Origin of the sequence: Sulfitobacter albidus (assembly GCF_018200035.1) — a bacterium.
Taxonomy (GTDB): domain Bacteria; phylum Pseudomonadota; class Alphaproteobacteria; order Rhodobacterales; family Rhodobacteraceae; genus Sulfitobacter; species Sulfitobacter albidus.
This window is the reverse complement of the sequence record NZ_CP073581.1, coordinates 1,255,624-1,273,776: the sequence shown is the minus strand read 5'-3', so window position 1 is coordinate 1,273,776 and position 18,153 is coordinate 1,255,624. Positions and strand designations below refer to the sequence as shown.

5 protein-coding genes and 3 pseudogenes are annotated in these 18,153 nt (G+C 65.1%); 3 read left to right on the top strand and 5 right to left on the bottom strand.

Annotated features, from left to right (window positions below; all coding sequences use genetic code 11):
* Positions 1-32: 32 nt before the first annotated feature.
* Complete coding sequence (locus tag KDD17_RS05980; protein WP_212705723.1) at positions 33-1,346, top strand: HlyC/CorC family transporter; 1,314 nt, start codon at positions 33-35, stop codon at positions 1,344-1,346.
* On the opposite strand, the pseudogene KDD17_RS05975 reads toward KDD17_RS05980, so the two are convergent.
* Together KDD17_RS05975 and KDD17_RS05970 are read right to left on the bottom strand one after the other, a co-directional pair.
* Positions 1,343-3,765 (bottom strand): annotated as a pseudogene (locus tag KDD17_RS05975) (GcvT family protein). The gene KDD17_RS05980 and the pseudogene KDD17_RS05975 overlap by 4 nt on opposite strands.
* A 95-nt stretch (positions 3,766-3,860) precedes the next feature.
* Positions 3,861-5,074 (bottom strand): annotated as a pseudogene (locus KDD17_RS05970) (DUF2254 domain-containing protein).
* 234 nt (positions 5,075-5,308) lie between these two features.
* On the opposite strand from KDD17_RS05970, the pseudogene KDD17_RS05965 reads away from it, so the two are divergent.
* Positions 5,309-7,725 (top strand): annotated as a pseudogene (locus tag KDD17_RS05965) (GcvT family protein).
* Entirely contained in the window at positions 7,722-8,312 is a 591-nt protein-coding gene (locus tag KDD17_RS05960) for a nucleotidyltransferase family protein (protein WP_212705722.1), read from the top strand. Before KDD17_RS05965 ends, KDD17_RS05960 begins: the two are co-directional and overlap by 4 nt.
* Here KDD17_RS05960 and KDD17_RS05955 read toward each other — a convergent pair.
* The 3 genes from KDD17_RS05955 to KDD17_RS05945 form a co-directional block, all read right to left on the bottom strand.
* Positions 8,305-9,405: a Hint domain-containing protein gene (locus KDD17_RS05955; protein WP_212705721.1), complete on the bottom strand. Its 1,101-nt coding sequence runs from the start codon at positions 9,403-9,405 to the stop codon at positions 8,305-8,307. The genes KDD17_RS05960 and KDD17_RS05955 overlap by 8 nt on opposite strands.
* 302 nt (positions 9,406-9,707) lie before the next feature.
* Positions 9,708-10,232, bottom strand: coding sequence for a Hint domain-containing protein (locus KDD17_RS05950; protein ID WP_254796945.1), 525 nt, complete (start codon positions 10,230-10,232; stop codon positions 9,708-9,710).
* A gap of 176 nt (positions 10,233-10,408) precedes the next feature.
* Positions 10,409-18,088, bottom strand: coding sequence for an Ig-like domain-containing protein (locus KDD17_RS05945; RefSeq protein ID WP_212705720.1), 7,680 nt, complete (start codon positions 18,086-18,088; stop codon positions 10,409-10,411).
* Positions 18,089-18,153 lie beyond the last annotated feature (65 nt).

Below are 18,153 nucleotides of genomic sequence, written 5' to 3'. Positions count from 1 at the left end.
CAAACGCAATCGTTTCAGCAAAGGTTTCCCACATGGACACGGCCACGGCAACGGCAAGCGCAGATCCCAACATACTGGGGCTCGCGCTCATCATCCTGTTTCTGCTGGTGCTCAGCGGGTTCTTTTCGGGGTCCGAGACGGCGCTGACGGCGGCCTCACGCGGGAAACTGCGCAGCCAGGCCGACAAGGGATCGGCGGGTGCGCAGCGCGCGCTCAAGATCACCGAGGATAATGAGCGGCTGATCGGCTCGGTCCTGCTGGGCAACAATCTGGTGAACATCCTTGCCGCCGCGCTGGCCACCACGCTCTTTACCGGGCTGTTTGGCGAGGGGGGCGTGGCAATGGCCACGCTGGTGATGACGCTGCTGGTGCTGATCTTTGCCGAGGTGCTGCCCAAGACCTACGCGATCACCAACGCGGAAACCGCCGCCTCGCTGGTGTCGCGGCCAATCTCGCTGGTGGTCACCGTGTTTGCCCCCGTGGTGAGCATCGTGCGCCTGCTGGTGCGGACCATGCTGCGGGTCATGGGCGTGGCCGTCGACCCCGATAGCAACATCCTCGCCGTGCGCGAGGAAATCGCGGGCGCGCTGTCGCTGGGCCATTCCGAGGGCGTCGTCGAAAAGGAGGACCGTGATCGCATCCTTGGCGCGCTGGATCTGCGGGAGCGCGTGGTCGAAGAGATCATGCTGCACCGCTCCGGCATCGAGATGATCAACGCCGAGGATGATCCCGCGGATATCCTTGAGCAGTGCCTGCAATCGAACCACACCCGCCTGCCCGTCTACCGCGACGAGCAGGAGAACATCATCGGCGTCATCCACGCCAAAGACCTCTTGCGCGCGATGTACAAGCTGATCGGCGGGCCGGACGGCGATGCGGCCAAGCTCAAGAACTTCGATATCCGCGATGTGGCGATGGAGCCGTATTTCGTGCCGGAAACCTCGACGCTGGACGAGCAGATGCGCCAGTTCCTGCACCGGCGCACGCATTTTGCGCTGGTCGTGGACGAATACGGCTCGCTTCAGGGGCTGATCACGCTCGAGGACATCCTCGAAGAGATCGTGGGCGAGATCACGGATGAATTCGACCCCGACGGCGATATCGGGCTCAAACCCTCGGCGGACGGGCATTATCTGGTCGAGGGCGCGATGACGATCCGGGATCTCAACCGCGCAAATGACTGGAACCTGCCCGATGAGGAGGCCAACACCGTCGCAGGTCTGGTCATCCACGAGGCACAGATGATCCCGACGCGCGGACAGGTGTTTTCGTTCCACGGCTTCCGGTTCGAGGTCACCGACCGCACCGGCAACCGCATTACCGAGCTGAAGATCCGCAAGCTCTAGGCCCGCAGGCGCGCGCCCTCAGGGTCGAAGGGGGCCGCGTCGAGCACGGTGGCGCGGTGCGGCGTCCCGAGCACCATGACCTCGACCGTCTCGCCCGGCGCCACATCGCGCAGGTAGGCCAGCGCCAGCGATTGCCCGACGCTGTAGCCGTAGCCGCCCGAGGTGACGCGCCCCACGCCGACGCCGCCCTTGAATACGGGCTCGCTGCCGCTCGCATCCGCGTTTGAGGCCGCAACGTCGCCCGCATCCAGCGCCAGCATCATCAGCCGCTCGCGCACCGGGCGGGCCATCGCCTCGATCGCGGCGTCCTTGTTGAGGAAATCCTTGTCCATCTTGCACAACCGCGCGAGGCCTACCTCCTGCGGCCAGTATTCGGGGCTGTATTCGCGGCCCCAGGAGCCGTAGCCCTTCTCCAACCGCAGCGACATCAGCGCGCGGCTACCCACCAGTGCGGCGCCGTGGCGCGCGCCTTCCTCGATGAGTGCTTCCAGCAGGCGCGCCTGATCGCCCTCGGCGCAATGCAACTCCCACCCCAGATCACCGGTGAATGACACCCGCAGCGCCATGCAACGCACGCCCGCGATCTCGATCCAGTCGGAGCGCATGAAGGGGAAATCGGCGGTGGCCAGCGCGCTGTTGGTCAGCCCCTGCAACAGATCGCGCGCGCGCGGCCCCGCGACGTTGAAGCCGCAGACGGCCTCGGTCAGGCTTTCGAACACCGTCCCCTCGGGCAGCGGCACCTGTTTGAAGAACCGCTTGTGATAGCGCTCGGCCATGCCGGAGCCGATGATCCAGAATTCCTCCGCCCCGGTGCGGGTGACGGTGAAATCCCCCGCGATGCCGCCGCGCGTGCCGATGAGGGGCGTCAGGCACGACCGGCCCACCGCGCGCGGCATGGTGTTGGCGAACACGGCGTTGAGCCAATCCTCGGCCCCTGCCCCGGCGCAGCGGTATTTGGCAAAATTCGAGATGTCGATGATGCCGGCCGCGTCGCGCAAGGTGCGGCATTCGGCGCCAACGGTCTCCCACCACGGCTGGCGGGTGAAGCCGTGGGTCTGATCCTCGGCGCCCACCTCTGCCCCGTAATACAGCGGGTGTTCCCACCCGGCGTTGAGGCCGAACACCGCGCCCGCGTCGCGCTGGATCTTGTAGGCCGGGCGCATGCGCGCGGGCCGCCCGGCGCTGCGTTCCTCGTTGGGAAAGTGGATCTTGAACCGGTTGGCATATTGGTCGCCCACCCGCGCCTTGGTAAAGGCCGCATCGGCCCAATCGTCAAACCGCGCAACGTCCCAGGCGAACATGTCATAACGGCTCTCGCCGGTGACGATCCAATCGGCGGCAAGCAGCCCCATGCCACCCGATTGGCTGAAACCGGGAATGATGCCGTTGCAGCAAAAATAGTTCTGCAATTCGGGCACCGGGCCGAACAGCACGTTTGAATCCGGTGACCAGATCATCGGCCCGTTAATGACCCGCTTGATCCCCGACAGCCCCACGGCGGGGACGCGGTCGATCGCGCGCAGCATGTTCTCCTCGATCCGTTCAAGATCATCGGCAAAGAGTTCGTGGCCGAACCCCTGCGGCGTGCCCTCTTCGGCCCAGAACCGCATGTCTTTTTCATACGCCCCCACCAGTAGGCCCTTTCCCTCCTGGCGCAGGTAGTATTCGCCGTCGCGGTCCGCGACCGAGGGCAAGCGGCGATCGAGTCCTTCGATTTCGGCGATGGCTTCGGTGACGAAATATTGATGCTCGGTCGGTTGCAGGGGCAGTTTGATCCCCGCCAGCGCCGCCACCTCGCGCCCCCAGAGCCCCGCGGCATTGACCACCCATTGCGTGTGAATATCACCCTTGGCCGTGCGCACGATCCAAGTACCATCAGGCTGCTGTTCGGTGCCGGTGACGGGGCAAAAGCGGATGATCTCGGCCCCGTTCTGGCGCGCGCCTGCGGCGTAGGCGTTGGTCACGCCCGAGGGGTCAACATTGCCGCCGTTTTCCTCGAACATGATGCAGCGGATGCCGTCGAAGTTGACCAGCGGATGCAGCGTCTCGGCCTCATCGCGGCTGACTTCGCGGAACGGCATGTCGTAATAGCGCGCCTTGGCCGCTTGCAAGCGCAACTGATGCTCGCGCGCCTCGGTCTGCGCCAGATAGAGCGATCCGGGCTGGAACACGCCACAGCTTTGGCCCGTCTCGGCCTCGAGCCGGTTGTAGAGATCCATCGTATAGTTCTGGATGCGCGTGATATTGGAATTGTCGTGCAAGCCGTGAATATTCGCCGCCGCGTGCCAGGTGGAGCCTGACGTCAGCTCATCGCGCTCCAGCAGCACCACGTCGGACCAGCCCAGTTTGGTCAGGTGATACAGGATCGAGCAGCCGATCACGCCGCCCCGATGATGACGGCCTGTGCATGGGTGCGCATGAAAAAGCTCCGAGAGGTTGCAGCGGTTACGCGCAGATTGACCCGGCAGCCCGGCGGGGTTTATCCCCTTTGCGACAGGACGTGTCGCTTTGCGCCTATGTGCCTTGGGAGTTTTCCTCGGCCCGCGCGCGCACCTCGTCATCCGCCGCCGCCAACAACCGCTCACGGTCCGGCGCGAAATCGAGCGCCGCCAGCGCCCGGCGCAGTTCCAGCACGGCACGGTCGCGGGCGGCCTTGGCCAAACCGTCGTCGGGATGGCGCATCAGCCCCGCGAGGGTCTGTTGCAGGCGTTGCTGCACCTCGACCGTGCCTGCGCCGTCGCGCGCCAGCGCGCCAAATCCATCAGCCAGCAGATCGGCGGGATCGAGGGGGCGGACATAAAGATGGTCCAACGGCTCTTCGGGGGTGTTCTCCGTCTCATCGCTGTAATTCGACAGGATGCGGCCCACACGGGTAATCACGTCGATGGCGGTGCCAGGATCGTTGACGCCGGGCGACAGCGCCTTTGACCCGATCTCCCCCATGACGATCAGGCCGAAACGCGGATCCTGTTCAAACGTGCGCACATCGCCCTGCACGACGCTGGCGCGCAGATCGTCGGCGACGGCATCCCAGTCGGTAGCGTCGTCGCCCCCGTCCACGGCCAGCAGCGGGGCGCCCAGAAAGACAAAGCTGCCGATGTTGCGGCTGAGGTACACGGTCAGGTCGTGCTCCTGCGCGGTGGCATTCAGCGCCTCGGGTGGATGTACTGGATATAACCGCTTTCACGTGCCTCGACGATGCGCGCGCCTTCGGGGATCTCCCCGGTCAGCGGTTGCGCGCCAAGGCAGGGATTTTCCAGCCGCTCGCGAAAGGATCGGCGTGCCGTCTGCTCCACATCGCGGGTGGTGTCGGTGAGGCTGCCAAAGCTTTGCAGATGCAGCACCCATCGAATGAGGTAGAGTACGATCACCGCCAGCACCGCCACCGTCATGCAGAACAGCACGAATGCGCGGTCGTCCTCATAGACGCCCGTTTCGCGCAGGATGATCCCGACGAGGGCATAGACATAGGCGCCAATGAACACGGCAAGCACGTTCTGCGTGGTGCGGTCCTCGATGATCAGCCGGTGCACGCGGGGCGTCCATTGCGTGCTGGTGGCGCGGTGCACCGAGACCATGACGGTGATCGAGAAGATCGTGACCGCAAGCATCGCGTCGGCGATCAACTGCAACAGACGGTCGGCGGCGGCCCCGTCGAGGGTTTGCGCCAGCTCATCGGGCACGAAACGCTCGATCACGCGGGTGACACCGAGGGCGACCAGCGACATCAGCCCCATCACGACGACCCGCACCCAAAGCTTGCGGGCGAATTGGCGCGCGAGGCGCAAGAGCGTGGCGGGGTGCAGATCGGTCAGGGTCATGCACGGCAGGTAGCGCGCGGCCGCGACACTCCAAGCGCGGCGTGCAAATACGACGAAACCTGTCGCAAACGCCCTTGCCACCGGCGGCACGCTCGCCCAACCCTAGGCGCACAGCAGCCCCCTATCGAAAGGACCGCCCCCATGCAAAACACCACCCGCGTCTGCGTCATCGGCGGCGGCGTCGTCGGCGCCTCTGTGCTCTATCACCTCACGAAACTGGGCTGGTCGGACGTGATGCTGCTGGAACGGTCCGAGCTGACATCGGGCAGCACGTGGCACGCGGCGGGCGGGTTTCACACGCTTAACGGCGATACGAACATGGCCGCGCTTCAGGGCTATACGATCAAGCTCTACAAGGAGTTGGAGGAGATCACGGGCATGTCCTGCGGGTTGCACCACGTGGGCGGTGTGACGCTTGCCGACACGCCCGAACGGTTCGACATGCTGCTGGCAGAGCGGGCCAAGCACCGGTTTATGGGCCTTGAGACCGAGATCGTCGGCCCCGAAGAGATCGCGCGCATCGCGCCTGTCACAAACCTCGACGGGATTCTCGGCGCGCTCTACGATCCGCTCGACGGGCATCTGGATCCTTCGGGCACCACGCACGCCTACGCAAAGGCCGCGCGCATGGGGGGCGCGCAGATCCACACGCATACGATGGTCACCGCGACGACCCAGCGTGCGGACGGCACCTGGGACGTGGTCACCGACCGCGGCACCGTGCACGCGGAGCATGTGGTCAACGCGGGCGGGTTGTGGGCGCGTGAGGTCGGCGCGATGGCCGGCGTCTACCTGCCGCTCCACCCGATGGAGCATCAGTATCTGGTGACCGAACCCGTGCCGCTGATCGAGCAGATGATGGCCGACGGCCATGAGCATCCGCATGTGATGGACCCCGCCGGGGAAAGCTATCTGCGGCAGGAAGGGCGCGGATTGTGCATCGGGTTTTACGAGCAGACCTGCCGCCCCTGGGCCGTGGGCGGCACGCCGTGGAGTTTCGGGCAGGACCTGCTCGACGATGATTTCGACAAGATCGAGGACAGCATCAGCTTTGCCTACAAACGCTTCCCCGATCTGGAGCGCGCGGGCGTGAAGAACGTGATCCACGGGCCGTTCACCTTTGCCCCCGACGGCAATCCGCTGGTCGGTTCCGTGCCGGGCTTGCGCAACTATTGGTCGGCCTGTGGCGTCATGGCGGGATTTTCGCAGGGCGGTGGCGTCGGGCTGACGCTGGCGCAATGGATGATCGAGGGGGAGCCGGAGCGCGATGTCTTTGCCATGGACGTGGCGCGCTTCGGCAAGTGGATCTCGCCCGGCTATACGCTGCCCAAGGTGATCGAAAACTACCAAAAACGGTTCTCCGTCAGCTACCCGAACGAAGAACTGCCCGCCGCGCGACCCCACAATACGACGCCGATGTACGATATATTCAGCGAGATGGGCGCGGTCTGGGGGCATCAATACGGGCTGGAAGTGCCCAACTACTTTGCCCAAGGGGATGAGCCGACCTACGAGACGCCGTCGTTCCGCCGATCCGACGCGTTTGACGCCACCGCGCGCGAAGTGGCGGCGGTGCGCGGCGGCGTGGGCATCAACGAGGTGCAGAATTTTGGCAAGTACCGCGTGACGGGATCGGGCGCGCGCGGCTGGCTTGATCGGATCATGGCGGGGCGCGTGCCCAAGGTCGGGCGTCTGTCGCTGACGCCGATGCTTTCGCCCAAGGGCGGCTGATCGGGGATTTTACGATCTCTTGTCTGGGCGAGGAGGTGTTCCAGTTGACCGCCTCTTACGGCGCGCAGGCGTTTCACATGCGCTGGTTCGATCAGCACGCGCCAGAGGGCGTGCGGGTCGAGAATATCTCCGACAGGCTCACCGGGTTCCAGATCGCGGGGCCGCGCGCGCGCGATGTGCTGGCGGCCTGCACGTTGGAGGATGCGTCCGACATGGCGTTCCTTGACGTGCGCCCCCTCACCGTGGGGCAAGTGGCTTGCACCGTGCAGCGCGTCAGCTACACTGGCGATCTCGGTTTTGAGATATATTGCGATGCGATGTCCCAGCGCAGTCTGTGGCGCGCGCTGTGGGAGGCGGGGCAGCCACACGGGATCACGCCTTTCGGGATGCGCGCGATGATGGCGCTGCGACTGGACAAGTTCTTTGGCGGGTGGTTGTTGGAATTCGGGCCGGATTACACGGCGGCCGAGACCGGGCTGGACCGGTTCATCGCGTGGAAAAAGAACACTGATTTCATCGGCCGCGCGGCAGCGGAGGCCGAGCGCGCCACCGGCCCCGCCCGCAAGCTCTGCGCCTTTGTCGTCGAGGCGGAGGATGCGGATGTGCAGGGATATGAGCCGATCTGGCACGGTGGCACGGTCGTGGGGTTCTGCACCTCGGGCGGGTTTTCGCACCATGCGGGCGTGTCGGTGGCACAGGGGTTTGTGCCCACAGCGCTGGCCGCAGAGGGCCTCGCGGTCGAGATCGAAATCCTCGGCCAGATGCGGCCCGCGCGGCTGGTCACGACACCGCTGTTTGACGCGGACGGCGCGCGGATGCGCGGATGAGCGATCTGCCCGCGATTTTGCTGGCCGCCGGCGGCTCCACCCGGATGCGCGGGGCCGACAAGCTGCTGGAGGAGGTGAACGGCGTGCCGCTGCTGCGCCGTCAGGCAGCCCGGCTCTGTGCGGCGACGCGCGGGACGGTGATCGTCACCCTGCCCCCCGCGCCACACCCGCGCGATGCGGCGCTGGATGGGCTGGACGTCAAGATCGTGCGCGTGGCGGACCCGAGCCTCGGCATGAATGCCTCGCTGAGTGCGGGGGTGGTCGCCCTGCCCGACGCGCGCGCGGCACTTGTCGCGCTCGCCGATATGCCCGACCTTGAGATGGCGGATTTTGCGCGGGTGCTGGCGGCGGTCGATGACAGCGCCACGCGCATCTGGCGGGCCTGCACAGAGAACGGCGCACCGGGGCATCCGATTGCCTTTCACCGCGATCTCTGGCCCGCCCTGCGCGCGCTGACGGGCGACACCGGCGGGCGCGCGGTGGTGCAGGCCCACGCCCACGTCACCCGGATGATCCCTTTGCCCGGCACCCGCGCGCGCACCGATCTCGACACGCCCGAAGCCTGGGCCGCCTGGCGCGCTACCTGAGCACCAGCGCCGCCTCATGCGCCTTGGCCACCGTGCGCGCGGGGGCGTAGCGGGCCACACCCTCATGGGTGGCGAGTTCGGGGAAAAGCTCCAGTAATTCAAGCCGCTGCGCGTTCCCCACCCCGGCGAGCGATTGCAGACCGGGCTGGAAGCTCTCGCTCCAGCAGCCGTCCGACAGGATAACCTCGTGCTGGTCGAACATCAGGTGGATATAGGCCGTATCGACCGCCTCCACGATGTCGATCCCCGGCACGCCGGTCAGGTGTTTTGCGGCCACGAGCACCTCGCGCTCCTCAAAGTAAAGCGCGGTCTTGTCATTGGCCACCAGCATCCGGTGATTGGGCGAGACCATCAGCGCACGTTCGGGCAGATCATTGCCAAGCGCGCCCTTGCCGATACGGACGGGCGCCAGGTGCGGCGCGTCAAGAAAATCGCGCGCGCTCAGATCGCGCCGACCAATCCAGCGGATCGCCTGCAACCCGTTGTCACGGGTGATGACCCGGTCCCCGACCTGCAAGTTCTCGACCGCGACCTGCCCGCGCGGTGTGGCGATCATGGTACCGGGCGTGAAACACGGCACGACCTTTTCGATGTTCTTGAAATCAATCTGCCCTGCGGCGTTGCCATCGGCATCAAACAGGCGGATCGTTCCGTTCTCGATGTTGTCGGGGTCACGATCGACGCGCAGGCTGCCGCCGGAAGGGATCGCGCTTTCGGCGTTGATACGGTCGAAATCCTCGCCGCCTTCGCCGCCGTCAATCACATCGCCCGCCGTGACGTTGTAGAAGATGTCGCGCCCGTCGCCCCCGGTCATGGTGTCGGCACCCGCGCCGCCGTTGAACAGATCGCCACCGCCGTTGCCGATCAGCACGTCGTCGCCGTCCCCGCCAAAGAAATCATCCGTCTCGGCGCTGCCGATCAGAGTGTCGTTGCCCGCACCGCCAAAATACAGATCCGCCCCCGGCCCACCGTCGAGCAGATCGTTGCCCGCCCCACCGCTCAGCGTGTCATTGCCGTCCAGACCGGTGATGCGGTCGTCCTCGTCCGTACCGGGCAGTGAATCCGCGCCGGGCGTTCCAGTAATATCAGCCATGTCCCAATCCCCTTGATCGGCGCCAAAATCGGCGCATCGACTCGTCACATCCCCGGGACAGTGATACCGCGTCGGCAGCGTTTCGCCTAATGAACGCTGCATTTTAACCATATTTTACAGTGTATTGGAAACATGCGCGGGGTCTGCAAGGAATTGACGCGCGGTGGTGGACAATCGCGCCACAATTGAAAAAGGGGCGACGCGCCCGTGGCCCGCCGCCCCCTTAAGGGTGCCCGGGCAGTGATCCCGGGCCGTGCTGCATATGTCGTGCAACGGCCCCGGCGCGAACCGGGGCCATTGGATTACTTGGTGATGAGCTTTGCCTCATGCTTTTTCAGCGACTTGCGCGCGGAGGCGTAGGCATCGATCCCTTCCTGCGTGGCCAGTTCCGGGAAGAGCTCTAGGATCTCCTCGCGGGACGCGTCGCCCACACCGGCCAGCGACATGTCGCCGGGCTGGAAGCTCTCGGTCCAGGTGCCGTCGGACAGAACCACCTCGTGGCGGTCGAACATGATGTGGATGTAGGTCGTCTGCGACACCTCCACCACGTCGATCCCTTCCATGTCAGTCAGGTGTTTTGCGGCGACCAGGACTTCACGCTCCTCAAAGTAGAGGGCCGTCTTGTCGTTGGCCACCAGCACCCGGTGCTGGGGAGAGACCATCATGTCCCGCTCTGGCAGACCGTTGCCGAGCGCGCCTTGCTGGATCAGAACGGGGCGCAGGTGTTCCTTTGCTGCCAGTTCTTCGCCCGGCATGTCACGCTTGCCGACCCAGCGGATCACCTGCATGCCGTTGTCGCGGGTGATGACCCGGTCACCGACCTCCAGCTCCTCGACACGACGCTCGCCCGTTGGGGTGGCGATCAGCGTGCCGGGGGTGAAGCAGGGGATGACCTTTTCGATGTTCGAGAAGATCAGCTGACCCGCGTCAGTGCCGTCGGCGTTGAAGTACTGAACGATACCGTTCTCCGGGTTATCGGGATCCGCCGGATCGGGCAGGATGTTCAGGCTGCCACCTTCGGGGCGGAGCCCGTCAGGTCGAGACAGTCGAAATCATCCCCCGTTTCAGAGCCGTCCACGATATCGCCGGCATTCACGTTGACAAAGTTGTCGCGATCCGCGCCCCCCGTCATCGTGTCGTTGCCGTCACCACCGTCGAAGATGTCGTCGCCGGAGCCGCCCGTCAGGACATCGTCACCCTCACCGCCGTTGAGCGTATCATCGCCCAGACCGCCCGCAATGGTGTCGTCGCCCGCATCACCGCTCAGCAGATCATCGTCCGCGCCGCCATCGATGTCGTCGTTACCGGCGCCACCGTGCAGGCTGTCTGCACCGGTGTTGCCCGTAATCGTGTCATCGCCGTCACCGCCTTCGACGGTATCGTCACCGGCACCGCCATCGAGGCTGTCGTCACCGATCCCACCGTCAAGCGTGTCGTCACCGGTGCCGCCCTGCAGCGTATCGTCGCCCGCATCGCCGGAGAGGCTGTCGTTTTCGCCGCCCCCGTCGAGCATATCGTCGCCGTCGCCGCCGTGCAGACTGTCGTCCTCACGGTTGCCACGCAGGGTGTCGTTGCCTTCGGAGCCTTCGAGGCTGTCGTTGCCCCGTCCGCCCTCAAGGCTGTCGTCGCCCTGTCCGCCGATCAGGGTGTCGTCGCCGACGCCGCCCAGAAGCGTGTCATCGTCGATTTCACCGTCGAGCAGGTCATCGCCCTCGCCGCCGATCAGCAGATCGTCGTCGTCGGCCCCAAAGATGGTGTCGTTTCCGGCGCCGCCGTCCACGGTATCGCGCCCGTTGTCGGGACGTGGATCCGGGATGCCACCGACACCCGAACCATCGTCGGGAATGTCGAGCCCGTCGGGGATCTCGTCGGGGTCGTTACCGGCAAAGATCAGATCGTCCCCTTCGCCGCCAAGGATGCTGTCATTACCCTCGCCACCAACGATGCGGTCGTCGTCATCCCCGCCGTCGACGATATCGTCGTCGATGCCTGCGTTGATGACATCCTCGCCGGTGCCGCCGTTGATGGTGTCACGATCGTCGCCGGTGCGGATGGTGTCGTTGCCGTCCCCGCCATCGACGCTGTCGCGATCATTCTCCGGATCCGGATCGGGATCGAACACACCCGGCACACCAAGATCGGGCAGCACATCGCCGTTGTCGGTGTCGATGACATCGTCGCCCGCGCCACCGATCACGGTGTCAGAGCCGTCACCGCCTTCGATTGTGTCAGCGCCGTCGCCACCGTCCAGAAGGTCGTCGCCCTCTTCGCCCAGCAGGCTGTCGTCGCCGATGCCGCCGTTGACCGTATCGTCGCCCACGTTGCCGTTGACGGTGTCGTTGCCGTCCCCGCCATCGAGGCTGTCGTTACCGTCGCCGCCAAGCACCGCGTCGTCGCCGGGTCCGCCGTCGAGCGTATCCGCCCCGTCACCACCGTCGAGACTATCGTTGCCCTCGCCGCCGATCAGGCTATCGTCGCCCTCCTCACCGTTGAGCAGGTCATCGCCGTCACCGCCGTCAAGCGTATCGTCGTCCAGACCGCCTTCGAGCGTATCGGCGTCATCGCCACCGTCCAGGCTGTCGTTGCCGTCGCCGCCGATCAGGCTGTCCTCACCCGCGTTGCCGTTGACGGTGTCGTCGCCGGGTCCGCCGTTGACGGTGTCGTTGCCGTCACCGCCGTCGAGGCTGTCGTCGCCCTCGCCGCCGTTGACCACATCGTCGCCTGCACCGCCCGTTGCGGTATCGTCGCCGGGGCCGCCTTCGAGCGTGTCGTCGCCCGCACCGCCATCGAGGCTGTCGTTGCCTTCGTTGCCGATCAGCAGATCGTCGTCATCGCCGCCTTCGAGCGTGTCGTCGCCGACACCGCCATCGAGCGTATCCTCACCCGGACCACCGACAAGGCTATCGTCACCCTCTCCGCCGACAAGCGTGTCGTCGCCCGCGCCGCCGTCGAGCGTATCGTCGCCCGCGTCGCCATTGAGCACATCGCCACCGTCGCCGCCGTCGAGGCTGTCGTTGTCGTCGCCACCGTTGAGGTTGTCGTCGCCCGCGCCGCCTTCAAGCGTGTCTTCGCCGGTGCCGCCGCCGATGGTGTCATCGCCGTCGTCGCCCGCCAGGCTGTCGTCGCCCGGGCCGCCGTCGATCAGATCGTTTCCGTCGCCGCCCGACACATCGTCGTCGCCAAGACCTGCGTTGATGGTGTCATCGCCGCCACCGGCCTCGATGATGTCATCCTCCGGGCCCTCGCCGGGCAGGAAGCCGTCGCCACCGTCAACCACATCGCCTTCGGGATCGCCGTCGAAGTTCTCGTCAATGAGCTCTCCGTCGTCGGTGCCCGTCACGATACCGTCCCGCACGGTCACCGTCACGATGGCCGGATCGGTGCCGCCGTTACCGTCCCCGATGGTGTAGTTGATGGTCGCATCACCAAAGAAGTCGGGATCGGGCGTGAAGGTCACGGTGCCGTCGTCGTTGATGACCACGTCACCGTTCGGGCTCGATGCCGCGATCACTGTCAGCGGATCGCCTTCGGGATCGCTATCGTTGGCCAGCACCGGAATGATCACGGGCGTGTTGAGGTTGGTGTCCGCCACGTCGTCCTCGGCCGCAGGGCCATCGTTGACGGGGTTGACCGTCACAACCACTTCGCCCACGTCGCGACCGCCGTTGCCGTCGATGATGTCGTAGGTGATGATCGCCTCACCGTTGAAATCTGGATCGGGCGTGAAGGTCAGCGTACCGTCGTCGTTGATAACCACGTCGCCGTTGGGCGATGTCGCCACCACAACCGTCAGCGGATCGCCGTCCGGGTCGCTGTCATTGGCCAGTACGTCGATGGTAACGGGCGTATCTTCATCCGTTTCCGCCGTATCGTCCTCGGCCACCGGCGCACCGGAAACCTCCCCGACGGAGACTTTCGCCACCGCATCATCGGTGCCGCCCTGACCATCGTCGATGGTATAGGCGATCTCAGCATCACCGGTAAATCCGGGCGTCGGGGTGAAGGTGATCGTGCCATCGTCGTTGATGACCACATCGCCATCGGGCGACGTCGCCGCCGTCACGGTCAGCGGATCACCGTCCGGATCACTGTCGTTCGCCAGCACCGGAATGGTCACCGCCGTATCAAGATCGGTCGAGACGCAATCATCCTCGGCCACCGGCGCATCCTGCACCGGCGTCACATCCACGGTCACGACCGCGTCGTCAAAGCCGCCATTGCCGTCGGTGATGGTATAGGCGATCTCCGCCGGGCCGTTGAAGTCGGGCGCGGGCGTGAAGGTCAGCGTGCCGTCGTCGTTGATTACCACGTCGCCGTTGGGGCTGGTGGCCTCGGTCACGGTCAGCGGATCGCCATTGGGATCCGTGTCGTTGCCCAGCACGTCGATGGTGACAGGGGTGTCCTCGGGCGTCGTGTCGCTGTCGTCGTTGGCGACGGGCGCCAGGGCGTCGTCCACGTCGTTGACCGTCACGGTCACGACCGCGTCGTCAAATCCGCCATTGCCGTCGGTGATGGTGTAGTTGATCACCGCCTCGCCGAAGAAATCCGGGTTGGGCGTGAAGCTCAGCGTGCCATCGTCGTTGATGACCACATCGCCAAAGTCCGACGTCGCTTCCGTCACCGTCAGCGGATCCGCATCCGGGTCCGTATCATTGGCCAGCACCGGGATCACGACGGTCGTATCCTCATCCGTCGTCGCCGTGTCATCGGTCGCCACGGGCGGATCGTTCACGTCGTTCACGGTGACCGTGACGATGGCCGGATCGGTGCCGCCGTTGCCGTCGGTGATCGTGTAGTTGATGGTCGCCTCGCCGGTGAAATCATCGTCCGGCGTAAAGGTCAGCGTGCCATCGTCGTTGATGACCACCTCGCCATCGGGGCTCGACGCCGCGATCACCTCAAGCGGATCGCCCTCGGGATCGCTGTCGTTGGCCAGCACCGGAATGATCACGGGCGTGCCTTCGTCGGTCTCGGCCACGTCGTCCTCGGCCACCGGCGGATCGTTGACCGGGTTCACCGTGACATCGACGGTTGCCGTGTCCTCACCGCCGTTGCCGTCGGTGATGGTGTAGCTGATCGTGGTCGGCCCGTTGAAATCGGGGTTGGGCGTGAACTCGAGCGTGCCATCGTCGTTGATGGTGACGGTGCCGTCGGGGCTTGTCGCCTCGGTCACGGTCAGCGGATCGCCGTCGGGATCGCTGTCGTTGGCCAGCACGGGGATCGTGACGGGCGTGTCCTCATCCGTCTCGGCGGTGTCATCCACGGCCACGGGCGCGTCGGACACCTCGCCCACCGACACAGTCACCTGCGCGGTGTCAAAGCCACCGTTGCCATCGGTGATCGTGTAGTCGATCACCGCGTCGCCGGTGAAGTCCGGTGCGGGCGTAAAGGTCAGCGTGCCGTCATCGTTGATCACCACATCGCCGTCTGGCGAGGTCGCCTCGGTCACCTCCAGCGGATCGCCATCGGGATCGCTGTCGTTGGCCAGCACGGGGATCGTGACGGCGGTATCCTCGTCGGTGCTGGCAGAATCGTCCACCGCAACGGGGGGATCCTGCACCGGCGTCACATCCACGGTCACGACCGCGTCGTCAAAGCCGCCGTTGCCGTCGGTGATGGTATAGGCGATCTCCGCCGGGCCGTTGAAATCGGGCGCGGGGGTGAAGGTCAGCGTGCCGTCGTCGTTGATCACCACGTCGCCGTTGGGGCTGGTGGCCTCGGTCACGGTCAGCGGATCGCCGTTCGGATCGGTGTCGTTGCCCAGCACGTCGATGGTGACCGGGGTGTCCTCGGGCGTCGTGTCGCTGTCGTCGTTGGCGACGGGCGCCAGGGCGTCGTCCACGTCGTTGACCGTCACGGTCACGACCGCGTCGTCAAAGCCGCCATTGCCGTCGGTGATGGTGTAGTTGATCACCGCCTCGCCGAAGAAATCCGGGTTGGGCGTGAAGCTCAGCGTGCCATCGTCGTTGATGACCACATCGCCAAAGTCCGACGTCGCTTCCGTCACCGTCAGCGGATCTGCATCCGGGTCCGTATCATTGGCCAGCACCGGGATCACGACGGTCGTATCCTCATCCGTCGTCGCCGTGTCATCGGTCGCCACGGGCGGATCGTTCACCGCACCGACGGTCACGGTCACGACCGCGTCGTCAAAACCGCCATTGTCGTCGGTGATCGTGTAGTTGATCACCGCGTCGCCGGAGAAGTCAGGCGCCGGGGTAAAGCTCAGCGTGCCGTCGCCGTTGATCACCACGTCACCGTTGGGCGATGTCGCCTCTGTCACGCGGATCGCATCGCCATCGGGATCGCTGTCATTGGCCAGCACGGGGATTACGACGGTCGTATCCTCGTCCGTCGTCGCGGTATCGTCCTCGGCCACGGGGGGATCCTGACGCGGATCGACGAACAGGTTGACCTGCGCGGTGTCAAAGCCGCCATTATCGTCCGTGATTGTGTAGTCAATGACCGTGTCGCCGGTGAAATTCGGCGCCGGGGTAAAGCTCAGCGTGCCGTCACCGTTGATCACCACGTCGCCGTTGGGCGATGTCGCCTCTGTCACGCGGATCGCGTCGCCGTCGGGATCGCTGTCGTTGCCGAGCACGTCGATGATGATTGCCTCATCTTCGACCGCGTCCTCATTGTCGTCCACGGCGATCGGCGCATCATTGACCGGGTTCACGGTCACATTGACAACCGCATCGTCAAAGCCGCCATTGCCATCGCTGATGGTGTAGTTGATCACGGCAGGCCCGTTGAAATCGGGCGCGGGCGTGAAGGTCACGGTGCCATCGGGCGTGAACGTGACTTCGCCATTGGGGCTGGAGGCTGCCGTGACGGTCAGCGGATCAAGATCCGGATCGCTGTCGTTGGCCAGCACGTTGAGGCTGCCGGTGGTGTCTTCGTCGATGGTCAGCGTATCGTCCACGGCAAGGGGCGGCTGATTGCCGGCGGGCGGCAGGATCAGCGTTTCGATTTCGGCAAAGGTCATGAAACCGCCGCTGGTGCCGTCCCCGTTGAGGAACTCGATCGTGCCGGAGGTGGAATCGCCATCCGCGTCCACGGTTTCCTCGACCAGACGCAGCGGGCCGCTGTCGCTCAGATCCAGCGTGTCGTTGTCGTCGCCGCCGGTGCCACCGTCGACCACATCGCCGGCGTTGCCGCCGATGAAGAGGTCGGCGTCGTCGCCGCCCGACAGGCTGTCCGCGCCCACACCACCGGTGATGACGTCATCACCGCCTTCGCCAAAGATCGTGTCGTCGCCGGCTTCGCCCATCAGCACGTCATTGCCACCGGGCACCATCACACCGCCACCGGCGGTAAAGAACACGTCGGAGATGTTGACGTTGGTGCCGTTTGGTCCGTCCTGCGTGTGCTCGATCACGATGCGCGAAACGGGGCCCGCGATATCCACATTCAGGCTGTAGACGGGATTGGTATCGTCGGCGTAATTGCCATCGCTGTTGGCGGTATCGGCGCCAGGCACGGCGTCGGTATCGCTGAGCGTAAGGCCGGAGCCGCCGTTGAGGGTGACCACGACGGGGTTGCCCTCGGCATCGAAAGCGGTGATGCGCACATTGCTGTCGCCATCGATGTCGTTGATGTTGAAATCGACGTTGCTCACGGGGGCGTCAAAAGCCAGCTCGAATGTGCTGCCCTGCCCTTCGGCGCGGGTTTCGCTTTCCAGCGAGCTCGTCGCGCTGACGGCTTCGCCCGCCCCGTCGATGTTGTCGGTGTTCTGCGCGTCGGTGCTGTAGGTGACGCTGGTTTTCGGGGTCGAGCCGACGTTGGTGAAGGTGACGTTGGTCGTACCGGTATCCTGCGTGAACGACGACACGGCTGCGCCATCGGCGGCGCCCAGCTCGCTCCAGTTAAAGCTTTCGCGCGTGGCCTCGCCCGCATCCGCGCCATCGGCAAGCGTGCGGTCCCCAAAGATCAGATCGTTGCCGTTCCCACCCGCAACGGTATCGTCACCGGCACCGGCGTATACGTCGTCGTCGCCCTCGAACGAAGAGATGTTGTCATCCCCGCCGCGCGCGTCGACGATATCATCATCGGGCGCCTCGCCCGCAATCAGCGCGTCGCCCGCGTCGATCCGGTCCCCTTCGGGATCGCCAACGTAGGCCAGATCAATGGTGTTGCCGGTGTCGTCGCCCGACACGATGCCGTCACCTTCGGCGACAGGCGGCTCTTCGGGCTGCATGTCGTCAAAGATCAGATCATCGACGGCGCCGGAGCCGCTCAGCACGACTTCGAAACGGTCGACACCCTCGACGAACAGCTGCACGACGCTGACCTGATTGTCGCCACCGTCCGCGGGCACGAACTGCTCGCTGATGACGTTGCCCTGCGCGTCGTAGAAAAACAGCCGTGCGGGCTCTTCCAGATCGATGAAGGAGAGCGATTTCACGGTCGAGAGGCCGGTGAAGTCAAATACGAACGTGCCGCCCGACGCATTGTCGTTCGGAACGTCCGTCGATCCATCCTCCGAGATGATCAGGATGTTTTCCTGTGTTGTGGTACCCAGATCGGGATCTGCCGCCGTCGGGTTGGCGCTGTCAAAGATCAGCGCCTGATTGCGGCCCGTGCCATTGGCCACGGCAGAGATCACCACACCTTCGGCTTCGAATTGGTTGGTCACGGTTTCGCCCTGCGTAAGGGCGTTGAAATCGATGGTTCTGATCATGTCGAAGTCTCCTGAGCGGCGGCGCGGGGCGCGCGGGCATCTGTCATCTGTGTGTGGGTGCAAAA

Excerpts from the sequence above, each read along its gene's own strand:
- KDD17_RS05980 (WP_212705723.1), top strand. The coding sequence starts at position 33 with ATGGACACGGCCACGGCAACGGCAAGCGCAGATCCCAACATACTGGGG.
- KDD17_RS05960 (WP_212705722.1), top strand. The coding sequence starts at position 7,722 with ATGAGCGATCTGCCCGCGATTTTGCTGGCCGCCGGCGGCTCCACCCGG.
- KDD17_RS05955 (WP_212705721.1), bottom strand. The coding sequence starts at position 9,405 with ATGGCTGATATTACTGGAACGCCCGGCGCGGATTCACTGCCCGGTACG.
- KDD17_RS05945 (WP_212705720.1), bottom strand. The coding sequence starts at position 18,088 with ATGATCAGAACCATCGATTTCAACGCCCTTACGCAGGGCGAAACCGTG.